Here is a 21,796-nt window from a genome sequence, read left to right on the forward strand (position 1 = left end):
TCGCGCCCCGGGGCCGCAGATACGTCACCGAAGAAAAGCCCCACCGGAGCGATCCGGCGGGGCTTTTTCTTTATCCTTGAGGGTTTCGGCGGGGATGTCGCCTGCGCCGCTATCAGCTCGCGCCGACCTCCAGCCCGCGCTGGACGGCCGGGCGCGCAAGGCCGCGGTCGAGCCATGCCTGCACATGTTTGAAGCGATCGAAACCGACGATGTCGGCCGCGTCATAGAAACCGATCAGGTTGCGCACCCAGCCGAGCATCGCGATATCGGCGATGCTGTAATCGGCGTCCATCACCCAGTCCCGGCCATCGAGCTGCGCGTCGAGGACGCCCAGCAACCGCGCCGATTCCGCCGCGTAACGGTCGCGCGGGCGCTTGTCCTCATAGTCGCGACCCGCGAATTTGTGGAAGAAGCCGAGCTGGCCGAACATCGGTCCCATGCCGCCCATCTGCCACATTACCCACTGGATCGCTTCGTAACGCCGGTTCGCCTCGGCGGGCAGGAACTGGCCGGTCTTGTCGGCGAGATAAATCAGGATCGCCCCCGATTCGAACAGCGCCAGCGGGGTGCCGTTCGGTCCGTCTGGATCGTAGATCGCGGGAATCTTGCCGTTGGGATTGAGCGCCAGAAAGGCCGGGTCATGGCTTTCGTTGGCCATGATGTCGATGCGATGCGCTTCATAGGGCAGGCCGCATTCCTCGAGCATGATGCTCGGCTTGACCCCGTTCGGGGTCGGCGCGGTGAAAAGCTGCAGCCGCTCGGGATGCTGCGCCGGCCATTTGGCGAAGATGGGGTGCGCCGCGGTCATGCGCCGGCCTCCCGCTTCAGATGTTCGTGGTGGCGGATCACCTCGTCGATGATGAAGCGCAGGAATTTCTCGCTGAATTCGGGATCGAGGTCGGCCTCGCGCGCCAGCGCGCGCAGCCGTTCGACCTGCCGTGCCTCGCGGTCGGGGTCGGCGGGGGGCAGGTCGATCTTCGCCTTGAGTTCGCCGACCGCCTTCGTCACCTTGAACCGTTCGGCGAGCATGTAGACGAGCGCTGCGTCGATATTGTCGATGCTCTGGCGGTAGCGGCTGAGTTGATCGTCCATGCGCGGCTCCTCTTGCGTCGGGCACGCTTGGCACCGGCGGGGGGCGGGTGGCAAGCCGAAAGTCGTTGCAAAATTGCAGGCGCACGGCCAAGGCAGCCCGTGTCATGACTGCCGAAATCCATCAGCTCCACGGCGACCGTCCGCCCTCGCTCGATCCGATGATGGCGCTTGTCGCCGCCGACATGAACGAGGTGAATTCGGTCATCCTCGACCGGATGCAGTCCGAAATTCCGCTCATTCCCGAACTCGCCGGACATCTGATCGCGGGCGGCGGCAAGCGGATGCGCCCGATGCTGACGCTCGCCTGCGCGCAGCTGCTCGACTATCCCGGGCGCCGCCATTGCAAGCTCGCCGCCGCGGTCGAATTCATCCACACCGCGACCCTGCTCCACGACGATGTCGTCGACGGATCGGACCTGCGCCGCGGGCGCAAGACCGCGAATATCATCTGGGGCAACAGCGCGTCGGTGCTCGTCGGCGATTTCCTGTTCGCGCGTTCGTTCGAACTGATGGTCGAGGACGGCTCGCTCAAGGTGCTCAAGATCCTCAGCCATGCTTCGGCAGTGATCGCGGAAGGCGAAGTGAACCAGCTTTCGGCGCAGCGCCGCGTCGAAACCAGCGAGGACCAATATCTCGCGATCATCAACGCCAAGACCGCCGAACTGTTTGCCAGCGCGTGCAAGATCGCCGCGGTCGTTGCCGAGCGCGACGAGGCGACCGAGGCAGCGCTCGACGCTTACGGCCGCAATCTGGGCATCGCCTTCCAACTCGTCGACGATGCGATCGACTATGTTTCGGACGCCGAAACGATGGGCAAGGGGGTCGGTGACGATTTCCGCGACGGCAAGGTCACCCTGCCGGTCATCCTCGCTTACGCGCGCGGCAGCGCCGAAGAACGCGAATTCTGGAAGCAGGCCATCGTCGGCCACCGCGCTTCGGACGACGATCTCGCCTATGCGACCTCGCTGCTGCTCAAGCACGACACGATCGCCGACACGCTGGCGCGCGCGCGGCATTATGGTCAGCGCGCGGTCGATGCCATCGGGGGCTTTCGCAGCAGCCAGGCCAAGGCGGCGCTGACCGAAGCCGTCGCCTTTGCGGTCGCCCGCGCCTATTGAGGCGGCGATGACGACCGCCGGGCCCTTCCTGCCCATCGACGCGGTGCTGCCCGACATCATGGCGGCGCTGCTCTTGAAGCCCAACGCCGTCGTCGTCGCGCCGCCGGGCGCGGGCAAAACGACGCGCGTCGCGCCGGCCCTGCTGCGCGAGCCATGGTGCAAAGGCGCGGTGTGGCTGCTCTCGCCCCGGCGCCTCGCGGCGCGGGCGGCGGCCGAGCGCATTGCCGAGGAAATGGGCGAAGCGGTCGGCGGGACGGTCGGCTATGCGACGCGGCTCGACAGCAAGCAGTCGGCGGCGACGCGCCTTCTGGTGATGACGCCGGGGCTGTTCCGCAACCGCATTCTTGTCGATCCCGAACTGCAAGGCGTGTCGGCGGTATTGTTCGACGAAGTCCACGAACGCAGCCTCGACGGCGATTTCGCGCTCGCGCTCGCAATCGATGCGCAGCAGGGGCTGCGCGACGATCTGCGGCTCGTGGCGATGTCGGCAACGCTCGACGGCGCGCGCTTCGGGGCGCTGCTCGGCGATGCGCCGGTGGTGAGGAGCGAAGGCAAGAGCTGGCCGCTCGATCTACGCCATATCGGACGCCGCGCCGAGGATCGGCTGGAGGCGAGCGTGCTCGCCGCGGTGCGGCAGGCGCTGGCCGATGAGAAGGAAGGCGACATGCTCGCCTTTCTGGCCGGCGCCGCCGATATCGAGCGCGCAGCGGCGGCGGTCGAGGCGGCGGGTCTGCCGCTTGTCGTCCACCGGCTCCATGGGCAGATCGACCCTGCGATGCAGCGCAAGGCGCTGGTTCGCGATCCCGGCGGCGCGCGCAAGCTGATCCTCGCGACGAGCATTGCCGAAACCAGCCTGACCATCGACGGCGTGCGGATCGTGATCGATGCCGGCCTGTCGCGGCGTCCGCGCTTCGACAAGGCGGCGGGTATCGCGCGACTGGTCACCGAACGCGCGAGTCAGGCGTCGGCGACGCAGCGCGCGGGACGCGCGGCGCGGCAGGGGCCGGGGGTTGCCTACCGGTTGTGGGAGGCGGCGGCGACCGCCGGCATGCCGCCCTTCGACCCACCTGAAATTCACGAGAACGACCTGATGCCCGTGGTGCTCGACTGCGCGAGCTGGGGGATCGTCGATCCGCGCCAGCTCGGCTGGCTCGATCCGCCATCGCCCGCTGCGATCGCAGAGGCGAAGGCGCGGTTGCAGGCGATCGGTGCGCTGGGCGACGATGGGCGGATTACCGCGCATGGCAAGGCGCTCGCGGCGGTGCCGCTGCCGGTCCCGCTCGCGCATATGCTGCTCGACGCGGCGGTGGCGGGCGAGGGCGGTCTGGCAGGGGAACTGGCGGTCCTGCTGACCGAGCCGGGCCTCGGCGGCCGCGGCGCCGATGTCGAGGCACGGCTGGGGCGCTGGCGGGGCATCAGGGGCGAGCGTGCCGAGGGCGCGCGGCGGCTCGCGCGACGGCTTGCCGGGGTTGGCGAGCGATTGGCGTCCGGCCCGCGAACGGACGAAACACGCTCTATCGGCGGCTGGATCGCCACCGCCTGGCCCGACCGCGTTGCGCGCCAGCGCGCCGGCCAGCGCGGCGAATATCTCAGCGTCGGGGGACGGGCCTACAAGATCGATCCCGTCGACCCGCTCGCCAATGCCGAATGGCTCGCCATCGCCGATGCGCAGGGCCATGCCGCCGGCGTCCGCATCCTCGCCGCTGCGCCGATCGCGGCAGCCGAGGTCGAGGCGATCTTCGCTGATCGCATCGTCCAGCAGAGCGCAAGCGTCTATGACGCCGCGAACGACCGCGTCGATCACCGGCGCGAGCGGAGACTGGGCGCGATCGCGCTGTCAAGCGGCAAGGCCGGGCGCGATGCGGGCGCGGAGGATGATGTGGCGGTCCGGCTTGCCGCGGTTCGCGACAAAGGGCTGGGGCTGATCGGCTGGGGGTCCGCGGCGCAGGCGCTGCGCCAGCGCGCGTCCTTTGCCGGGCTCGACGCGTTGTCGACGGGCGCGCTCGCCGACAGCCTCGACCTGTGGCTTGAACCGTTGCTCGATGGCGCGCGCGGGCTGCGCGATATTGGCGATCGCCGGCTTACCGATGCGCTGATGGGGTTGCTCGACTGGCCGGCGCGGCAATTGCTCGAAAAGCTCGCTCCCGCCGATTACACCACCCCCGCAGGCAGCCGTCACGCGATCGATTATGGCGCCGAGGGCGGCCCGACGGTCAGCGTGCGGGTGCAGGAAATGTACGGGCTGGCGCGCCATCCGACCGTCGGCGATCCGCCGATACCGCTTGTCCTGGCGCTAACCTCGCCCGCGCACCGTCCGATCCAGACGAGCCGCGACATCGCGTCGTTCTGGAGCGGAAGCTGGCGCGAGGTCGCGAAGGAAATGCGCGGCCGCTATCCCAAGCATAGCTGGCCCGACGATCCGGCGACCGCGCGCCCGACGTTGCTGACCAAGGCGGCACAGGCGCGGCGCGATGCGCAATAGCCCCCTTTTCGCGGCGCGACAGAGCCGCTAAGGCGACGGCATAGCAATCCAGTCAGGGACTCTCCGATGAAAGCGCGTATTTTCCAGAAGCCCAAGAATGCGATGCAGTCGGGCCGTGCCGGCACCCAGCGCTGGTTCCTGGAATATGCCCCCGCCGAAGCGCGCAAGGCCGATCCGCTGATGGGCTGGGCGGGTAGCGGCGATACGCAGCGGCAGCTTCGCCTGAGCTTCGCAACGCGCGACGAAGCGATTGCCTATGCGGCGAAGAACGGGATCGAGGTCGAAGTCATGCCGACCCCGGTGCGCACGCTCAAGATCCAGGCTTACGCCGACAATTTCCGTTGATCGATCGTCGTCCCCGGGTTTGCGGGGGCGACGCGGGCCATTCGCCTGTCGGCGCTTATTCCGCGTCGGGCTGCAACAGCTTGTGCAGGTGGACGACGACATATTTCATCTCGGCATCGTCGACCGTGCGCTGCGCGGCGGCGCGCCATGCCTTTTCGGCCGACTTGTAATCGGGGAACAGGCCCACGACGTCGAGGTTCGACAGGTCGACGAAATCGAGGCCCTGCGGATCGCTGACGCGCCCGCCGAACACCAGATGCAATTTGCTCATTTTCAGGTTCCTTGCCGCTACGGCGTGGGGAAGGGAGAGGCCGAGGCCCCTAACAGCACCGCGCCGTCCGGGCAAGTAGGCCCGGCATAGGCTTTAGTCGGATTTGCGACCCTTCGGAAGCAGCGAACCGAGCAGTGCGCCGATCGCGGCGGCACCGGCGAGCAGCGTCAGCGGCTGGTCCTTCGCGATGTCCTTGAGCTTGCCGTTGGCGCGGGTCGCCTGCGCCTTGCCCTTTTCATAGGCGTGACCGGCGGCTTCGCGCGCGGCGTCGGCCTGTTCGCGCCCCTTTGCGGCAAGCTCGCTCGACGCAGCGCGGGTGCGGTCTGCGAGGTCGCTGGTCGCGGCGCGGGCGCGGCCATAGCCTTCCTGGATGCGCGCCTTTGCCGCCTCGGCGGTGGCACGCGCATTTTCCGCGGTTTTCTCAGCAAGTTCACTCGCTTTTGCCTGCGCGTCGCGGGCGGTTTCACCGAAGGGCTTCATCGTCTTCCTCCATTTGTTCGATATCTTCGGCCGCGTCCGCGGTCGCGGGACGCAGCCGGTTGGCGAGGCCGCTCGCCGCGTTCTGGATGCGCCGCGCGATGCGGGGGGCATGCTCCTTGATCGGCTCGCGCAGGAGCCACAGCGTCCCTGCGACCGCGGCCAGCGCGATCGGCAGGCGGTTGCTGCGAAATTCGTCGCGGACCGCCTGCGCGGTGTCGTCGACCTTTGCCTGCAAGCGATATTTGCCGCGATCGATGAGCGCGCGCGGTTTGAACGCGGCGCGCGCCGTGTCGGCCTGACGCCGCAAGGCCGCGCGCTGCAGCATCGACCGGCGCAGCGCGTTGACGAGGCGGTTGCGGGCGGCGGACATCAATCGTCACTCCCTTGCGGTGACAGGTCGCTGCGCAGGGCAAGCTTCACATCGCCCGCACTTCGCTTTGCACGCCAGCCGGCGAAGCCCGCGAGCCCGATGAGCGCCGCGACCACGATCAGCGTCGCGAGCAGCGGGCCGACGTGCGGCGCGAGCACCAGGATCGCGCCGAAGGCAACCGCGAGCAACGCCACGAGCAGCGAGCAGGCCGCGACAAAGCCCCACGCCGACGCCCATTTGACCCCGTGCGAGGCCAGCGCACCGCGCGCTTCGAGAAGCGCCAGTTCGGCCTGCACCGTCTGCTTGGCATCGTCGACGAGATCGCGAACGATATCTTCGAGCGGTACCGGCGGCGGCGTGCTGAGCGGCCCGTCGGGCGCATAGCCATGGCTGACGCCGCCGAAGCCGTGCGGATCGGACGCCGATGCAGAGGTCGGTGGAGGGGTCGGTTTCTGTGCGGGCAAGGGGCGATCAGTCGTTGCTCGACCCGCCCTTGAGCATACGGGCCAGCACAAAGCCGATCACCGCCGCCGCACCAACCGCGACCGCCGGGCTCTTCTTGACGAAATCGCGGGTCGCGCCCGCCAGTTCGTCGAGATCCTTCTGATCGAGGGACGAGGCAAGGCCGGCCACCGTGGTCGCGGCCGAGCGGGCATAATCGCCATATTGCTTGCCGAATTTCGAATCCACCGTGTCGGCGCTATCCTCGAGCATCTTGGCGAGGCTGCCGACGGTTTCAGCCGCCTTGTCCTTGCCCTTGGTCGCGGCTTCGCGCGCCTTTGCCGATGCCTGATTGGCAAAGCTCGTCGCATCTTCCTTGATCGACGCGGCCTTCTTCGACGCTTCGGCCTTGATCGTGTCGCGGGTCACGGCAAGCTGGTCGCGGATCGGATGATCCTTTGCCGCCGCCTTCGCCTTCGCGGCCGGCGCTGCCTTGGTGGCGGCGGGCTTTGCGGGTGCCTTGGGGCGGGGAGCTGCCTTCTTGGTCGCGGGAGTAGCGGCTTTGGCCATCACATCGTCCTCTTCATTCTTGTTGGGGGCGCGCACGCGTCGCGCCGTCCGCGGTCCTACCTCAATCTATATAGCAAGCGCGGCGATTTGGTTCCATAGCGCGCCGAAAATCCCGTGAAATTCCTATGCGACGTGTTGCTTTGGCGGCGGGGCGCCGATAACAGGCGGGCGCCTTTTCAATCGGCCGCCCTTTGGCCCCGCAGCAGGACCCGACCCATGACCGCCATCATCGACATTCACGGCCGCGAAATTCTCGACAGCCGCGGCAATCCGACCGTCGAAGTCGACGTGCTGCTAGAAGACGGCAGCTTCGGCCGCGCCGCGGTTCCTTCGGGCGCCTCGACCGGCGCGCACGAGGCGGTCGAACTGCGCGATGGCGACAAGAGCCGCTATCTGGGCAAAGGCGTGACGAAGGCGGTTGCCGCCGTAAACGGCGAGATCGCCGAGACGCTGATCGGCCTCGATGCCGAGGATCAACGCGAGCTCGACATTGCGATGATCGACCTGGACGGTACGCCCAACAAGGGCCGCCTCGGCGCCAACGCGATCCTGGGCGTCAGCCTGGCGGCGGCGAAGGCCGCGGCCGACGCGCGCGGCCTGCCGCTCTATCGCTATGTCGGCGGCGTGTCGGCGCGCACCCTGCCGGTGCCGATGATGAACATCATCAACGGCGGCGAACATGCCGACAACCCGATCGACGTCCAGGAATTTATGATCATGCCCGTCGGTGCCGGCAGCATCGCCGAAGCCGTGCGCTGGGGCAGCGAGATTTTTCACACGCTGAAAAAAGGCCTGTCGGCCAAGGGGCTCGCCACCGCGGTTGGCGACGAAGGCGGCTTCGCCCCGAACCTCGCGTCGACGCGCGACGCGCTCGACTTCATCGCCGCGTCGATCGATCAGGCGGGCTTCAAGCTTGGCAGCGACGTGGTGCTGGCGCTCGACTGCGCCGCGACCGAGTTCTTCAAGAACGGCAAATATGAGATCAGCGGCGAAGGCCTGTCGCTCAGCCCCGAGCAGATGGCCGATTATCTTGCCGCGCTGGTCAATGATTACCCGATCAAGTCGATCGAGGACGGGATGAGCGAAGATGACTTCACCGGCTGGAAGGCGCTGACCGATCTGATCGGCGACAAGTGCCAGCTCGTTGGCGACGATCTGTTCGTCACCAATCCGGTGCGGCTGGAGGAGGGCATCAAGACGGGCCTCGCCAACTCGCTACTCGTCAAGGTCAACCAGATCGGCACGCTGTCGGAAACGCTCGACGCGGTCGATATGGCGCACCGCGCGCGCTACACCGCGGTGATGTCGCACCGCTCGGGCGAGACCGAAGATGCGACGATTGCCGACCTCGCGGTCGCGACCAACTGCGGCCAGATCAAGACCGGCAGCCTTGCGCGTTCGGACCGGCTTGCGAAGTACAACCAGCTCATCCGCATCGAGGAAGAGCTGGGCGACATGGCGCGCTATCCGGGGGCGGCGATTTTCGGATAAAGCGAGCCCGATCGGTCACCAGTCACGCGTCGTCCCGGTTTTTACCGGGATGATGCGCCGGGACGACGCGAATGCGGCGATGCCGCCTTGACGCCGCGAATCAACTCTGATTCAAGAACCGAAATGACGCAGCGCCACAAATTCCGTAAATCGATAAGCCGGGCGGTCGGGCCGACGGTGGCGCTGATCGCGGTGCTGGCGATGATCGGCTATATCATTTTCGGGCCCACCGGCCTTTATGCGTGGGGCGATTACGGCCAGTCGGTCGAAAAGAAGCGCGTCATCCTGTCCGAGCTCACCAAGAAGCAGAACGAGCTGCAGAACCGGGTGAACCTGCTCGGGCGACAGCGCGTCGATCCCGATCTGGCCGACGAATATGTTCGCGAAAAGCTGGGCGTGATGCACCCCGACGAGATCGCCATTCCGATGGACCCCGCGGAAAAGCCCGCGGCCCCCGCGCCCAAGGCCGACGGCCAGCGCTGACCGGCGCTTTCCCAACGATAAATGCATAGGTAGCCACGCAGTCGCGCCATGCCCGCGGGGCGTTGCCAAGCGGGGCGTCGCTCTCCTATAGGGGCCTTGCCGTAACGGCCAAACGCAAAGGATATCGCCTTGGCAAAAGCACCCGCGCGCAAGACTGCCGCGCCAAAAAAGACTGCATCCACCCCAGCTGCCGCGAGCAATCGCGAAACCCCGCGCGAGCCCGTCCCCTATGCGGCGACAGCCGAAGAGCTCGAGAAATTCTATCGCGAGATGCTGCTCATCCGCCGCTTCGAGGAAAAGGCGGGCCAGCTTTACGGCCTCGGCCTGATCGGCGGCTTCTGTCACCTTTATATCGGGCAGGAAGCGGTGGCGGTCGGTCTGCAGTCGGCGCTCGACGGCGACAAGGACAGCGTGATCACCGGCTATCGCGATCATGGCCATATGCTCGCCTATGGCATCGATCCGAAAGTCATCATGGCCGAACTGACCGGTCGCGCAGCCGGCATCTCGAAGGGCAAGGGCGGCTCGATGCACATGTTCAGCGTCGAGCATAAATTCTACGGCGGACACGGCATCGTCGGCGCGCAGGTCGCGCTGGGCACCGGGCTTGCCTTCGCGCACAAATATCGCGGGGACGGCGGCGTTGCGATGGCCTATTTCGGCGATGGCGCCGCTAACCAGGGCCAGGTGTACGAAAGCTTCAACATGGCCGAGCTGTGGAAGCTGCCGATCATCTTCGTGATCGAGAATAACCAATATGCCATGGGCACCAGCGTCAACCGTTCGTCGGCCGAGGATCAGCTCTATCGCCGCGGCGAGAGCTTCCGCATTCCCGGTATGCAGGTCGATGGCATGGACGTGCTCGCGGTGCGCGGCGCGGCCGAGGTGGCACTCGAATGGGTGCGCGCGGGCAAGGGACCGATCCTGCTCGAACTCAAGACCTATCGCTATCGTGGCCACTCGATGTCCGACCCCGCCAAATATCGCAGCCGCGAGGAAGTGCAGGCGGTGCGCGACAAGAGCGACGCGATCGAGCATCTGAAAAAGGCGATGATCGACGCCGGCATCGGCGAGGATCGCATCAAGGACATCGACAAGGAAATCCGCGCGGTTGTCGCGGAATCGGCCGACTTTGCCGAAAGCGCGCCCGAACCCGATCCGTCCGAACTTTATACCGACGTGCTGGTGGAGCAATATTGAGATGGCCATCGAATTGAAGATGCCGGCGCTGTCGCCGACGATGGAAGAAGGCACGCTCGCCAAGTGGCTCGTCAAGGAAGGCGACGCGGTCAAATCGGGCGATATTCTCGCCGAGATCGAGACCGACAAGGCGACGATGGAATTCGAAGCGATCGACGAAGGCACGATCGCGCAGATTCTGGTTCCCGAAGGCACCGACAATGTGAAGGTCGGCACCGTGATCGCGACGATTTCGGGCGAGGGCGAAGAGACCACTCCGGCTCCGGCGCCCGCGCCTGCTGCCTCTCCCGCGCCTGCCGAGGCTCCGGCTCCGGCCGCCACGCCCGCCCCCGCGGCGGAAAAGTCGGCGCCGGCCCTACGCGCCGCCGATCCGTCGATCCCCGCGGGCACGGCGATGGTCAAGCTAACCGTTCGCGAGGCGCTGCGCGATGCGATGGCAGAGGAAATGCGCGCCGACGACCGCATCTTCGTGATGGGCGAGGAAGTTGCCGAATATCAGGGCGCCTACAAGGTGACGCAGGGCTTGCTCGAAGAATTCGGCCCGCGCCGCGTGATCGATACGCCGATCACCGAATATGGCTTTGCGGGCCTTGGCGCCGGCGCGGCGATGGGCGGGCTGAAGCCGGTCATCGAATTCATGACCTTCAACTTCGCGATGCAGGCGATCGACCACATCATCAATTCGGCGGCCAAGACCAATTATATGTCGGGCGGCCAGATGCGCTGTCCGATCGTCTTCCGCGGCCCCAATGGCGCGGCGAGCCGTGTCGGGGCGCAGCACAGCCAAAATTATGCGCCCTGGTACGCCAGCGTCCCCGGCCTGATCGTGATCTCGCCCTATGACGCCGCCGACGCCAAGGGGCTGCTCAAGGCGGCGATCCGCAGCGAAGACCCGGTGGTGTTCCTCGAAAACGAGCTGCTTTACGGCCGCAGCTTCGAGCTTCCCGACGTCGAGGATTATGTCCTGCCGATCGGCAAGGCGCGGATTATGCGTGAGGGCCGCGACGTCACCATCGTCAGCTATTCGATCGGCGTCGGGCTTGCGCTCGAGGCCGCCGACGCGCTGGCGGGCGAGGGGATCGAGGCCGAGGTGATCGACCTGCGCACGCTGCGCCCGCTCGACACCGAAACCGTGCTCGCCAGCCTCAAGAAGACGAACCGCATGATCGTCGTCGAGGAAGGTTGGCCGACCTGCTCGATCGCCAGCGAACTTGCGATGGTGGCGATGGAACAGGGCTTCGACGACCTGGATGCGCCGGTGCTGCGCGTAACCGACGAGGATGTCCCGCTGCCCTATGCCGCCAATCTGGAAAAGGCGGCGCTGGTCGACGTCCCGCGCGTGATTGCGGCGGCGAAGACGGTTTGCAATCGCGGCTGACATCCCGAACCGCCCGAACTCCGCTCGTGCTGAGCCTGTCGAAGCACGGTTCTTCGTTCGCAACGTCGAAGTGAAGAGCAGCCCTTCGACAAGCTCAGGGCGAGCGGTTCTTATTTGGCGCCGTCTGTTCTATCGCGCGATCGCATGACGACCGAAGCCTCGCCGATTCTCTACGGCTACCCCGACATCCGCGACCCGCGCGTGATGGTCGCGGTGCCGCGCGCGCGGCGCGAGGCACTGGCGGTGCTGTGGGCGCTCGCCGAGCGGCTCACCAAATTGCTTGCCGACACGCGCGAGCCGATGATCGGCCAGATCAAGCTCGCCTGGTGGCGCGACATGGCGGGGCTGCTCGCGTCCGATCCCGCCGCGCTGCCGAAGGGCGAACCGCTGCTCGCCGAATTGCAGCGGAGCTGGGCAGGGCGGGGCGGGCTCGATGCGCTGGTCGATGCCGCCGAAGCGGTGCTGCTTGCCGAAGACGCCGCAGCGCGGACCGCAGCCGGCGCAGCGTTCGGCGAGGCGCTGTTCGCGCTGTCGGGCGGCGCGGGCGGGGCCCGGTGGGGGCTAGTCTGGCTGGCCGGGCAGCAGGAAGCGGCGGATGACGCGGCGCAGCTTCTTCGCGATGCCTGTAACCGCGCGGCACCGCCGCGCGGATTGCTCGGCAGCAAGGCTTTGCTGATGCTCGATCGCTGGTCGGCGGCCATCGCGGCGCGCGGCGGCGAACGACGCTGGCGCAGCGAAGGCTTGCTGCTTTTCCGCATCGGCCTGACTGGCCTTTGACGGGCCCGATTGGCCTTTGACGGGAAAGTGTTGTGGCGGGGGTGGAAATGCCGCCCCCGAGCCTCTATCTTGGCGCAAACAAGATAGGGTCGCAGGGGAAATTGCGATGTTTAACGGGCTCGTCGCCTATCTGGACTCGATCAAGGCGCGCGATCCCGCGCCGCGCTCGCGCTGGGAAATCCTGCTCTATCCGGGGCTGCTCGCCGTCGGGATGCACCGCATCGCCCACTGGCTGTTTGAGGCGGACCTGTTCTTCCTCGCGCGCTTCGTCAATCATCTGTCGCGCTGGCTTACCGGCATCGACATCCATCCGGGTGCCACGATCGGCCGCCACCTGTTCATCGATCATGGCTTTGGCGTCGTCATCGGCGAAACCGCCGAGATCGGCGACAATGTTTCGATCTATCAGTGCGTAACGCTGGGCGGCACCGATCCCGCGAACGGCATCGGCGGCAAGCGCCACCCGACGCTGTGCGACGATGTGATCGTCGGTTCGGGCGCACAAATTCTGGGCCCGGTGATCGTCAGTTCGCGCGCGCGCGTCGGCGCCAACGCGGTGGTGACGAAGGATGTGCCCGAAGGCGCAGTGATGGTGGGCATCCCGGCGCGTTCGACCTTACTCGACGCGACCGAATATGCGCGCGACTTCGTGCCCTATGGCACCCCGTGCAATGAAGCCTTCGACCCGGCGACGCAGAAGCTCGAAATCCTGCAATGCCAGCTCGAAGTGTTGCAGAAGCAGCTCAAGACGCTGCTCGATGAGCGCGCCGCATCGGGTGAGGGCGATGATGCGCCGCGCCGCAAGGGAGGCCGGAAAAGCGCCTGATGGGGACGGTAACGCCCCTTCCATATGCGGGGCGGGCATTGCCGCAACAGACCGGTTTCGACCGCGACGAGCTGATGCGCATCCTCGATCTCTATGGCCGCATGGTCGCGGCGGGGAAGTGGCGCGACTATGCGATGGATTTCCACCGCGACGTCGCGATCTTCTCGGCCTTTCGGCGTACCGCCGAACGTCCCGAATATCGCATAGAAAAACGCCCCGCCTTGCGGAGCCGTCAGGGCATGTGGGCCCTTGTCTCCGAAGGCGGGGCAGTGCTCAAGCGCGGGGACGAGCTTTCTAACGTGCTCGCCCCCGTCGAGCGCAAGCTTATGAAGCTGGTTGGGGACGGATTGTAGCGGGCAACTGGTTCGCCACGTCCGCGGGCAGCATGCCGACAACCACCGCCCGGGCATTCTGCCAGAAGGCCGACAGCATTAGAAGCGCCGAACCGATGACGAAGGCCGTGAGCGCGACGTTGAGTTCGACCGCGCCGAAGGTGCGGAACAATTCGGTCATCGCGAACAGCACATAGGCGAGTGCCGAGACGAGTAGCGCGCGGCGATCGATCGCGAGCGCGATCAGCCCGAAGACGATATAGATGCCCACGACCATCACCGCGGCGCCGCTGGTGATATTGTCGCCGCTCGTGACGCCAAGCAGATGGAACACCGGGTGCGCGATCATCGGCGCGGCGAGCAGGTGAAGCCAGAAGGCAACGTCGCTGCGCCGCGTCGTGCGCGTCCGGTCGCTGCGGTCCCACCACATGGCGAGCGTGAAGACGCCGACACCGGCGACGAGGATCAGGGCCATCAACAGCGTCTGCGACGGATCGGGCATTCCGACGGCCGAGAGGATCAGCCCGACTGCGGTGGCGGCAAGCGCGGCGGTGCCGGCTGCAATCGTCACGGGGACCATGAACCGCCTCCAGTGCAGCCATGTCGCGCCCGCGGTGACGAAGGCGATGACGCTGGCGATTAGCGCGCCCGTGGTTTCGTTCACATGATTGCCGAAGATCGCCTCGCCATGCTTGACGAGGAAGCCGATCATCGTCGCGGCAACCCCGCCCGAAAAGGCGAGGACGAGCAGGATGCTGGGCAGCGCCATGCGGCGGCGGCGGGTGAAATATTCGGCGAGCAGCCACGCCGACCCGGCGACGAAGACCCCCGCGAGCGCCGGATGGATCGATTCACCGATCCACGCCACCGCGACCAGCAGGATCACCGCGGCAATGCTGACGAAAATATCGTTGAAACCGGTAATGAGCCGGAAGGATTCCTCATCCGCTCCGGGGGCGTCGCGCAGCGATGCAATATGCGTCCGAAAGGCGGTGGCCGCCTCCGGCGTCAAGACTTTTGCATCGACCGCAGCTTGCAGGTCGCTTTCGCTATACATCGGGGTCGTCCTTCTTAGACCGATCCCCTTGCCCCACGCAGGGTATAGCAAAAGCGTATTAGTGATGCAATACGATAAGTCAGGCGAAGATATGCGCTGCCGTCAGGCGTTCGCGCTGTGCGCGCGTGATGCGTGCGACAAGCTGGATCGCAGCCCAATAGAGCGGGAGCGAGATGGCCGTTCCGACGATGCTGATCTGCAGACCGCTGCGCAAGGTTTCCGGCGTTTGTGCGGCCGCAATCATTCGCGTACCGTATTGGTCGCAATGCTGGAGAGCAGCCAAGTCGTCCACCAGATTGTCAGCAGGTTGTTCCCGTTGTCGAGGTTCGGGGCGGATTCGCCATGGCTGGCGTTCCAAATCTGCCGCATCGCCTGAAACGGCTTCACGAGGTTGGCGAAGGGGACGAAGTACCAGCCGACGGCCCAGCCCGGCGTGTAGTCGAACCCGCTGCCATATTGTCCCCCTCAACCGGCAGGCGCCGTCTTTGGCGCCTGCCGGTATAGACAGGGGTATCAGCCGCCGGCCAGCGCCTGCAAGGCCTTCATCACCACCATCGACTGTTCGCTGCCCGACTGGGGCACGATTTCGCCGGTACGGTCGATAATCTTGTCCCACGCCGCGGCGACGCCTTCGGGCGTGCGCTCGTCTTCGGGCAGGGCGACGCCTGGGGTCGCGGTGATGTAGGCGGCGTGATAGGCGCCTGCGCCCGCGCCGACGATCATGTTCGACGGCGCATCTTCGCTCACCAGGAACAGCGCGGCCGGCGCAACATTTTCGGGGGTGAATTTTTCGAACAATTCAGGCGGGAAAATGTCTTCGGTCATGCGCGTGCCTGCGACCGGCGCGATCGTGTTGCAGCGGATGTTATATTTCGCGCCTTCGAGGTGCAGCGTCTTGGTAAGACCGGCAAGGCCGAGCTTCGCCGCGCCGTAATTGGCCTGGCCGAAATTGCCGTAGAGGCCGGTCGACGAGGCGGTCATCAGGATGCGGCCATAGGCCTGATCGCGCATCAGATCCCAGCATGCCTTGGTGACGTTAGCGCTGCCGAGCAGATGGACCTGCACGACGAGGTTGAAATCCTCCATCGTCATCTTGGCAAAGCTCTTGTCGCGCAGGATGCCGGCGTTGTTGATCAGGATGTGGACGCCGCCCCATTCCTCTTTCGCCTTGGCCACCATTTCGACCATATGCTCATATTCGGTGACGCTGCCGCCGTTCGACATGGCGGTGCCGCCCGCGGCGCGGATTTCCTCGACGACCTGCAGCGCGGCGTCCGAATGGCCGGTGCCGTCGCGGGCGCCGCCGAGGTCGTTGACGACGACCTTGGCGCCGCGCCGGGCGAGTTCGAGCGCATAGGCGCGGCCCAGGCCGCCGCCGGCGCCGGTGACAATGGCAACGCGGCCGTCAAATTTGATCGTCATGCTGATCTCCCATGAGGGGCATCCTGCGAAAGGTTGCCCAAGAAAACTGGCACGTCCTTAACCGCTCGCGGCGGACAGACAAGGGGGGAGCGGCAATTTTGGCGGGCGCAACAAAATGGCTACTGTCATCGAAATGTAACGTAAATGACGTGCGACTGTCATTTAACCGTCATAACAGCGCCACCAGATCGTCACCTTTTCGCAATGGAGCCTTCTGCATGCGTCCGACCCTGACCGCCGCCCTGTTGGCGACGACGATGTTCTGCATCCCCACGACCGCGCATGCGCAGGCGATGAGTGCGGAGGAAGCCGCCGCGCTGCGCGCCGAGCTGGCTGCCCTCAAGGCCAAGGTCCAGACGCTTGAAGACCGGCTCGATGCCGCGACTGCGCCGGGCGCCGTTCCATCGGGCACGGTGACCGCAGCTACGCCAGCGCCTGCTCCGGTAACGGCCGCGGCAGCGCCCGCGAAACGCGGCACCGACATTGCGTGGAAGGGCGCGCCCGAGATCAAGACCGCCGACGGCTGGAGTTTCAAGCCGCGCGGCCGCATCCAGCTCGATCTCGCCAGCATCGACGCGCCGCCGGGCGTCACCGACACGCATGGCGGCCTAGCGACCGAATTCCGCCGCGTCTATCTGGGCGTCGACGGCAAGATCCCGGGCGGAATCAGCTACCGCGTCGAGGCCGATGTCGCGAACAGCTCAGTCGAACTGACCGACGTTTATCTGACCTATGGCACCGGCCCGCTCTCTATCACCGCCGGGCAGATCAAGCCTTTCTGGTCGCTCGAGGAAATGACGAGTGATCTCTTCACCAGCTTCGCCGAACGTGCCGCCTTTACCCAGGCCTTCGGTTTCGAGCGGCGCGTCGGCCTTTCGGGCCAGTACAAGGGCAAAGCGCTGCTCGTGCAGGGCGGGGTGTTCGGCGACAATGCCAACGACCTGCTGAGCGATTCGGACAATAGCGTGAGCGTCGACGGCCGAGTGGTGTGGATGCCCCGCTTCGGCGATACCCAGCTTCACCTCGGGGCGTCGGCACACTGGCGCAAGGCGAATGACGGGCCGAGCGCGGTGCGCTACGCCGCGCGGCCCTTTGTCCACACGACGAACAGCCGGCTTGTCGACACCGGCACATTCACCGCGACGAGCGAGCGCGGACTGGGGCTTGAGGGCGCGCTGATCGCCGGCCCCTTCCACGTTGCCAGCGAAGGCTTCTGGCAGACCGCGCGCCGCCCTGGCCTTGCCGACCCGACCTTCTTTGGCGGCTATGCCGAAGTCGGCTATGTGCTGACGCGCGGCGATCGCCGCGGGTACAAGGACGGCAGCTTCGACCGGCTCGTGCCGTCGCGCCCGATCACCGCGGGTGGCCCCGGCGCGATCGAGATCAACGCCCGGTACGACCATCTCGACCTCAGCGATGCGGGCATCACCGGCGGGCGCCAGCGCACGCTGGGCTTCGCGGTCGTGTGGGCGCCGATCCCCTATCTGCGCCTGACCGCCAATTACGGCCATCTGATGTACGACGATGCCGCGATCGGCAGCACGAGCGGCGACCGCAACTATTCGGCCGACGCCTTCGGCCTGCGGACGCAGATCGACTTCTGATCGGGGGAGTCCGCTTGGGGCGGCGAGCGGACGTTAACGCATGTGGCCGTATCGCTGATGACATCGAGATAGCCCTCCGTACATAGGATCAGACAGCAATGAAAGTTTATGGGACGGATGTGAACGCAAGCAATCCAGTGGAAGAAACTGGCGTGTCAGAGCTTAGAGAAGCAACCCTGGTTGTGTCCGTAGAAGATTTGAAGATGATCTCTGAATTTTTTAACGCCTGCTATGATGAGTATTGCGAGGATCCCGAATGGGACCACAAACACCTCATCGATTTTGCCTATCGGTCGGGATATCAAGGCCCTGATATTATCGTTTATGGCTCGCGCAAGGATTAACAGAAAATAAGCGAGGTAAGTTCACAATCGGTCGATACTGTTAAAAGGTTGGCTGCAGCGATGCGCCCGTCGAATTCCAGCAAGAATAATCCATGAGACATCGGCTGCGCGAACGACCTGTGCGCATAGCGCCTTGGTTTGATTCCGATATTGCCCGCCAATACCCCCTTCAGAATTTTTCAATAGCATCGGTCGTTAGCCAACATTCGCAGGGTCGCTCCGCAAGCAAATGCTCTGTAGGGTCAGACGCTTTTCCCCGCGTCGAGCGCGTAGCCTGCGGATCGCACGGTCCGGATGATGTCGGCGGTGCCGGGCAGATTGATCGCCTTGCGCAGGCGCCGGATATGGACGTCGACGGTGCGCAGTTCGATGTCGCTGTCCTGGCCCCATACGCTGTCGAGCAATTGTCCGCGCGAAAAGACACGGCCGGGATGTTCCATGAAGTGGCGCAGCAGGCGAAATTCGGTCGGCCCCATGCTGACCACCTGACCGCCGCGGACCACCTTGTGCGCCACCGAATCGAGTTCGATGTCGGCATAGGCCAGGATCTCGCCGGCCAGCGCCGGGCGCAGGCGGCGCAGCACCGCGGAGACGCGCGCCACCAGTTCGCGCGGGCTGAACGGTTTGGTGACATAATCGTCGGCACCGGTTTCGAGGCCGCGGATGCGGTCCTCTTCCTCGCCGCGCGCGGTCAGCATGATGATCGGCACATTCGCCGATTTCGGGTTGCGGCGCAGGCGGCGGCACACCTCGATCCCCGGCAGGCTTTCGATCATCCAGTCGAGCAGGACGATGTCGGGCACGCGTTCCTCGACGAGGACGAGCGCCTGCTCGCCATCGGGGGTCTGGCGGACCGAGAAACCTTCGCGGGCGAAATGCCAGACGATGAGTTCGGCGATCGCCTCGTCATCCTCGATCAGCAGCAGGTCGGGCTGCGGCATCAGCCTTGCTCCTTCTCCGCCGTCGCGCTGTCTTCGGGCGTTTCGCCGCGTTCGCGCTCCTCCATCCGCTCACCGGTGACGACATAATAAACCATCTCGGCGATGTTGGTCGCATGGTCGCCCATGCGTTCCAGATTCTTGGCGACGAACAGCAGATGCGCGCTCTCGGTGATATACTTCGGATTTTCCATCATGAAGGTGACGAGCGTGCGGAAGATGCTGTTGTAGAAATCATCGACATTCTTGTCGCGCACCGTGACCCGCACCGCGAGGTCGGCGTCGCGCGCAGCGAAGCTGTCGAGCGCGTCGTGGATCAGCTCGGCGACGATCGCCGACATCGACATCAGCACCGGGATCGATTCGATCGATCGCGTCTGGTCCATCAGAGCGACGCGCTTGGCAATATTTTTTGCATAGTCGCCGATCCGTTCGACGACCGACACGATCTTGAGCGCCGCGATCATCTCGCGCAGATCGTCGGCCATCGGGGCGCGGAGCGCGATCGTCTGCACCGTGAGCTGTTCGACTTCGGCTTCGAGCGCGTCGATCTTCTTGTCGCCCTCCACCACCTGCGCCGCGAGGGCAAGGTCGCCCTTGCTGAGCGCGGTCATCGCCTGGAGGAGCGCCTGTTCGGCGCGCCCGCCCATTTCGCTGATCAGGCCGCGGAGGCGATTGATGTCCTCGTCGAACGCCTTGACCGTATGATCGTTCACAACTGCCATCGTTCTCGTTCCTGTCCTTCTTCGCCCGCGCCTTAACCGTAGCGGCCGGTGATATAATCCTTGGTGCGTTCCTGCTTCGGGTTGGTGAAGATGTCGGTCGTCTTACCGTATTCGACCAGCGTCCCGAGGTGGAAAAAGGCGGTGCGCTGCGACACGCGGGCCGCCTGCTGCATATTGTGCGTGACGATCACGATAGCATATTTGCCGCGCAGTTCGTGGATCAGTTCCTCGATCTTGGCGGTCGCGATCGGGTCGAGCGCCGAGCAGGGCTCGTCCATCAGGATGACTTCGGGGTCGACCGCGATCGCCCGCGCGATGCACAGGCGCTGCTGCTGGCCGCCCGACAGCGCGGTGCCGCTTTCACCCAGCCGGTCCTTGACCTCGTCCCACAGGCCGGCGCGGGTCAGCGCGCGCTCGACGATGACGTCGAGGTCGGCCTTGTTCGCGGCAAGCCCGTGGATGCGCGAACCATAGGCGACATTGTCATAGATCGACTTGGGAAAGGGGTTCGGCTTCTGGAACACCATGCCGACGCGCGCGCGCAATTGCACCACGTCCATCGACGGCGCATAGATATCTTCGCCGTCGAGTTCGATGCGGCCCGTAACACGCGCGCTGGCGACGGTGTCGTTCATGCGGTTGAGCGACCGCAGAAAGGTCGACTTGCCGCAGCCCGAGGGGCCGATGAAGGCGGTGACGAGGTCGGTGCCGACGTCGATCGACACGTCCTTGATCGCCTGCTTGTCGCCATAGAAGACGTTGACGCCCTCGGCGCGCATCTTGGGATCGGCGATGATCAGGTCGTCGTTGGTCATGGTCAGGGAGCTCATTTTCACCAGCGTTTTTCGAACTTGTTACGGAGATAGATGGCAAGCGCGTTCATCGACAGCAGCACGAACAGCAGCACGATGATCGCCGCCGAGGTCTTTTCGACGAAGCCGCGATCGACCTCGTCCGACCAGAGGAAAATCTGCATCGGCAGCACCGTCGACGGCGAGCAGAGACCGCCCGGCACGTCGCCGATGAAGGCGCGCATCCCGACGAGCAGCAGCGGCGCCGTCTCGCCCAGCGCGCGCGCCATGCCGATGATCGTGCCGGTCAGGATGCCGGGCAGGGCGAGCGGCAGGACATGGTGGAACACCACCTGCACGGGACTGGCCCCGACGCCCAATGCGGCGTCGCGGATCGAGGGCGGCACCGACTTGATCGCGTTGCGGCTGGCGATGACGATCACCGGCATTGTCATCAGCGCCAGCGTCAGCCCGCCGACGAGCGGGCTCGCCTGACACAGCCCGAACCAGTTGATGAACACCGCGAGCGCGAGCAGGCCGAAGATGATCGAGGGCACCGCCGCCAGATTGTTGATCGACACTTCGATCAGGTCGGTCCAGCGGTTCTTCGGCGCATATTCTTCCAGATAGAGCGCCGCGAGCACGCCGGTGGGGAAGGCGATCAGAAAGGCGATGAAGATCGTCATCAACGATCCCTTGAGCGCGCCCCAGATTCCCGCGACGGCAGGATCGGTCGCGTCGGCATTTTTGAAGAAGGGCGTGTGAAAGCCCGTCGATAACTTGCCTTCCTTTTCGAGCGTATCGACCCGTTCGCCCAGCGCGCCCTTCGCGCCTTCCTTGGCCGCGATGTCGACCGCGCTCGATGCGGGGAGTTCGAACAGCGACTTGCCGTCGAGCAGTTCGGGATCGGCCTTGATCCGGGTGCGGACTTCCTTCCACGCATTTTCGCTGATCAGCTGCGATCCGTCCTTGCCCAGCGCCTCGTCGGCGGCAAAGGCAACGATGTCCGCGAGCCCGGCGTTGGCGATCACCTGATCGGCGTCGGCGTCGGACAGCCGCGCCTTGTCGACCGTCAGCGGCATCGCCTTGAAGTCGATCGGCACCGCGACATGGGTGTAGGTAAAGCCGCGCGCGCCATTGCCGACCATCACGAACAGCAGGAAGGCGAGGAAAAAGCCCGACAGCAGGACCGCGCCCAGCCCCATCGCCTTGAACCGGCGTTCGGCGGCGTAGCGGCCCGCGATGCGCTTTTGCATCGC

At 65.4% G+C, this 21,796-nt stretch carries 27 protein-coding genes; 12 read left to right on the top strand and 15 right to left on the bottom strand.

Annotated features, from left to right (window positions below):
- Window positions 1–112: 112 nt before the first annotated feature.
- Together L0963_RS11580 and L0963_RS11585 are read right to left on the bottom strand one after the other, a co-directional pair.
- Window positions 113–808, bottom strand: a complete 696-nt coding sequence (locus tag L0963_RS11580) for a glutathione S-transferase N-terminal domain-containing protein (RefSeq protein ID WP_234179659.1) — start codon at window positions 806–808, stop codon at window positions 113–115.
- A complete protein-coding gene (locus L0963_RS11585) occupies window positions 805–1,092 on the bottom strand; it encodes a chorismate mutase (protein ID WP_058812022.1) in 288 nt (95 codons plus the stop codon). Before L0963_RS11585 ends, L0963_RS11580 begins: the two co-directional genes overlap by 4 nt.
- A 104-nt stretch (window positions 1,093–1,196) precedes the next feature.
- Here L0963_RS11585 and L0963_RS11590 point away from each other — a divergent pair, with 104 nt between their 5' ends.
- The 3 genes from L0963_RS11590 (at window position 1,197) to L0963_RS11600 (ending at window position 5,037) form a co-directional block, all read left to right on the top strand.
- The gene (locus tag L0963_RS11590; protein WP_003039135.1) at window positions 1,197–2,210 is read left to right on the top strand and encodes a polyprenyl synthetase family protein; all 1,014 of its coding nucleotides are present in this window, start codon (window positions 1,197–1,199) and stop codon (window positions 2,208–2,210) included.
- 7 nt (window positions 2,211–2,217) lie between these two features.
- Window positions 2,218–4,692 carry an ATP-dependent helicase HrpB gene (hrpB, locus tag L0963_RS11595; protein WP_234179661.1) on the top strand — a complete coding sequence of 825 codons (2,475 nt, stop codon included), beginning with the start codon at window positions 2,218–2,220 and terminating at the stop codon, window positions 4,690–4,692.
- Window positions 4,693–4,758: 66 nt separating this feature from the next.
- Complete coding sequence (locus L0963_RS11600; RefSeq protein ID WP_003039130.1) at window positions 4,759–5,037, top strand: ETC complex I subunit; 279 nt, start codon at window positions 4,759–4,761, stop codon at window positions 5,035–5,037.
- 55 nt (window positions 5,038–5,092) lie between these two features.
- Here L0963_RS11600 and L0963_RS11605 read toward each other — a convergent pair whose 3' ends face one another.
- From L0963_RS11605 to L0963_RS11625, 5 genes are all read right to left on the bottom strand, one after another.
- Window positions 5,093–5,308, bottom strand: coding sequence for a DUF4170 domain-containing protein (locus tag L0963_RS11605; RefSeq protein ID WP_003039127.1), 216 nt, complete (start codon window positions 5,306–5,308; stop codon window positions 5,093–5,095).
- Window positions 5,309–5,401: 93 nt separating this feature from the next.
- Complete coding sequence (locus tag L0963_RS11610; protein WP_003039125.1) at window positions 5,402–5,788, bottom strand: hypothetical protein; 387 nt, start codon at window positions 5,786–5,788, stop codon at window positions 5,402–5,404.
- Complete coding sequence (locus tag L0963_RS11615) at window positions 5,772–6,158, bottom strand: hypothetical protein (protein WP_234179663.1); 387 nt, start codon at window positions 6,156–6,158, stop codon at window positions 5,772–5,774. Before L0963_RS11615 ends, L0963_RS11610 begins: the two co-directional genes overlap by 17 nt.
- Window positions 6,158–6,622 carry a phage holin family protein gene (locus L0963_RS11620; protein ID WP_234179666.1) on the bottom strand — a complete coding sequence of 155 codons (465 nt, stop codon included), beginning with the start codon at window positions 6,620–6,622 and terminating at the stop codon, window positions 6,158–6,160. The genes L0963_RS11615 and L0963_RS11620 overlap by 1 nt, the downstream gene beginning before the upstream one ends.
- Before the next feature lie 7 nt (window positions 6,623–6,629).
- Window positions 6,630–7,205 carry a hypothetical protein gene (locus tag L0963_RS11625; RefSeq protein WP_040589091.1) on the bottom strand — a complete coding sequence of 192 codons (576 nt, stop codon included), beginning with the start codon at window positions 7,203–7,205 and terminating at the stop codon, window positions 6,630–6,632.
- A 180-nt stretch (window positions 7,206–7,385) separates the two neighbouring features.
- Here L0963_RS11625 and eno point away from each other — a divergent pair, with 180 nt between their 5' ends.
- The 7 genes from eno to L0963_RS11660 all read left to right on the top strand — a co-directional run bounded on the left by eno (window position 7,386) and on the right by L0963_RS11660 (window position 13,677).
- Complete coding sequence (gene eno, locus L0963_RS11630) at window positions 7,386–8,660, top strand: phosphopyruvate hydratase (protein WP_234179669.1); 1,275 nt, start codon at window positions 7,386–7,388, stop codon at window positions 8,658–8,660.
- Window positions 8,661–8,783: 123 nt separating this feature from the next.
- Window positions 8,784–9,143 (top strand): FtsB family cell division protein, encoded by a 360-nt coding sequence (locus L0963_RS11635; RefSeq protein ID WP_058812028.1) that lies wholly within the window; start codon window positions 8,784–8,786, stop codon window positions 9,141–9,143.
- A gap of 129 nt (window positions 9,144–9,272) precedes the next feature.
- Window positions 9,273–10,343, top strand: a complete 1,071-nt coding sequence (pdhA, locus tag L0963_RS11640; RefSeq protein WP_234179670.1) for a pyruvate dehydrogenase (acetyl-transferring) E1 component subunit alpha — start codon at window positions 9,273–9,275, stop codon at window positions 10,341–10,343.
- A gap of 1 nt (window position 10,344) precedes the next feature.
- Entirely contained in the window at window positions 10,345–11,721 is a 1,377-nt protein-coding gene (locus tag L0963_RS11645; RefSeq protein ID WP_234179672.1) for a pyruvate dehydrogenase complex E1 component subunit beta, read from the top strand.
- A 144-nt stretch (window positions 11,722–11,865) separates the two neighbouring features.
- The gene (locus tag L0963_RS11650; protein WP_234179674.1) at window positions 11,866–12,498 is read left to right on the top strand and encodes a hypothetical protein; all 633 of its coding nucleotides are present in this window, start codon (window positions 11,866–11,868) and stop codon (window positions 12,496–12,498) included.
- A 106-nt stretch (window positions 12,499–12,604) separates the two neighbouring features.
- Window positions 12,605–13,324, top strand: coding sequence for a serine O-acetyltransferase EpsC (gene epsC, locus L0963_RS11655; RefSeq protein WP_234179676.1), 720 nt, complete (start codon window positions 12,605–12,607; stop codon window positions 13,322–13,324).
- On the top strand, window positions 13,324–13,677 hold the full coding sequence (locus tag L0963_RS11660; RefSeq protein ID WP_234179678.1) for a DUF2794 domain-containing protein: 354 nt from the start codon (window positions 13,324–13,326) through the stop codon (window positions 13,675–13,677). The genes epsC and L0963_RS11660 overlap by 1 nt, the downstream gene beginning before the upstream one ends.
- On the opposite strand, the gene L0963_RS11665 is transcribed toward L0963_RS11660, so the two are convergent.
- From L0963_RS11665 to L0963_RS11680, 4 genes are all read right to left on the bottom strand, one after another.
- On the bottom strand, window positions 13,649–14,713 hold the full coding sequence (locus tag L0963_RS11665) for a hypothetical protein (RefSeq protein WP_062902138.1): 1,065 nt from the start codon (window positions 14,711–14,713) through the stop codon (window positions 13,649–13,651). The two genes, L0963_RS11660 and L0963_RS11665, sit on opposite strands and share 29 nt — an antisense overlap.
- Before the next feature lie 79 nt (window positions 14,714–14,792).
- A complete protein-coding gene (locus L0963_RS11670; protein WP_234179680.1) occupies window positions 14,793–14,957 on the bottom strand; it encodes a hypothetical protein in 165 nt (54 codons plus the stop codon).
- Window positions 14,954–15,100, bottom strand: coding sequence for a DUF4328 domain-containing protein (locus L0963_RS11675; RefSeq protein ID WP_442800564.1), 147 nt, complete (start codon window positions 15,098–15,100; stop codon window positions 14,954–14,956). Before L0963_RS11675 ends, L0963_RS11670 begins: the two co-directional genes overlap by 4 nt.
- 126 nt (window positions 15,101–15,226) lie before the next feature.
- Window positions 15,227–16,135, bottom strand: coding sequence for an SDR family oxidoreductase (locus L0963_RS11680; protein ID WP_234179682.1), 909 nt, complete (start codon window positions 16,133–16,135; stop codon window positions 15,227–15,229).
- A 218-nt stretch (window positions 16,136–16,353) separates the two neighbouring features.
- Between L0963_RS11680 and L0963_RS11685 the strand changes: the two genes are divergently transcribed.
- Together L0963_RS11685 and L0963_RS11690 are read left to right on the top strand one after the other, a co-directional pair.
- Window positions 16,354–17,739: an OprO/OprP family phosphate-selective porin gene (locus L0963_RS11685; RefSeq protein WP_234179684.1), complete on the top strand. Its 1,386-nt coding sequence runs from the start codon at window positions 16,354–16,356 to the stop codon at window positions 17,737–17,739.
- A gap of 98 nt (window positions 17,740–17,837) precedes the next feature.
- Window positions 17,838–18,083: a hypothetical protein gene (locus L0963_RS11690; RefSeq protein ID WP_234179687.1), complete on the top strand. Its 246-nt coding sequence runs from the start codon at window positions 17,838–17,840 to the stop codon at window positions 18,081–18,083.
- A 242-nt stretch (window positions 18,084–18,325) separates the two neighbouring features.
- Here the strand turns inward: L0963_RS11690 and phoB are convergent, their stop codons facing one another.
- Genes phoB through pstA form a run of 4 tightly spaced genes read right to left on the bottom strand, consistent with a single transcriptional unit; the run spans window position 18,326 to window position 21,793 of the window.
- A complete protein-coding gene (phoB, locus tag L0963_RS11695) occupies window positions 18,326–19,024 on the bottom strand; it encodes a phosphate regulon transcriptional regulator PhoB (protein WP_003039086.1) in 699 nt (232 codons plus the stop codon).
- The gene (gene phoU / locus L0963_RS11700; protein WP_003039083.1) at window positions 19,024–19,737 is read right to left on the bottom strand and encodes a phosphate signaling complex protein PhoU; all 714 of its coding nucleotides are present in this window, start codon (window positions 19,735–19,737) and stop codon (window positions 19,024–19,026) included. Before phoU ends, phoB begins: the two co-directional genes overlap by 1 nt.
- A gap of 41 nt (window positions 19,738–19,778) precedes the next feature.
- Window positions 19,779–20,561, bottom strand: coding sequence for a phosphate ABC transporter ATP-binding protein PstB (gene pstB / locus L0963_RS11705; protein ID WP_058812153.1), 783 nt, complete (start codon window positions 20,559–20,561; stop codon window positions 19,779–19,781).
- A 17-nt stretch (window positions 20,562–20,578) separates the two neighbouring features.
- Window positions 20,579–21,793, bottom strand: a complete 1,215-nt coding sequence (pstA, locus tag L0963_RS11710) for a phosphate ABC transporter permease PstA (protein ID WP_234179690.1) — start codon at window positions 21,791–21,793, stop codon at window positions 20,579–20,581.
- Window positions 21,794–21,796 lie beyond the last annotated feature (3 nt).

Origin of the sequence: Sphingopyxis sp. NFH-91, from assembly GCF_021401285.1 — a bacterium.
GTDB classification, from domain to species: domain Bacteria; phylum Pseudomonadota; class Alphaproteobacteria; order Sphingomonadales; family Sphingomonadaceae; genus Sphingopyxis; species Sphingopyxis terrae_A.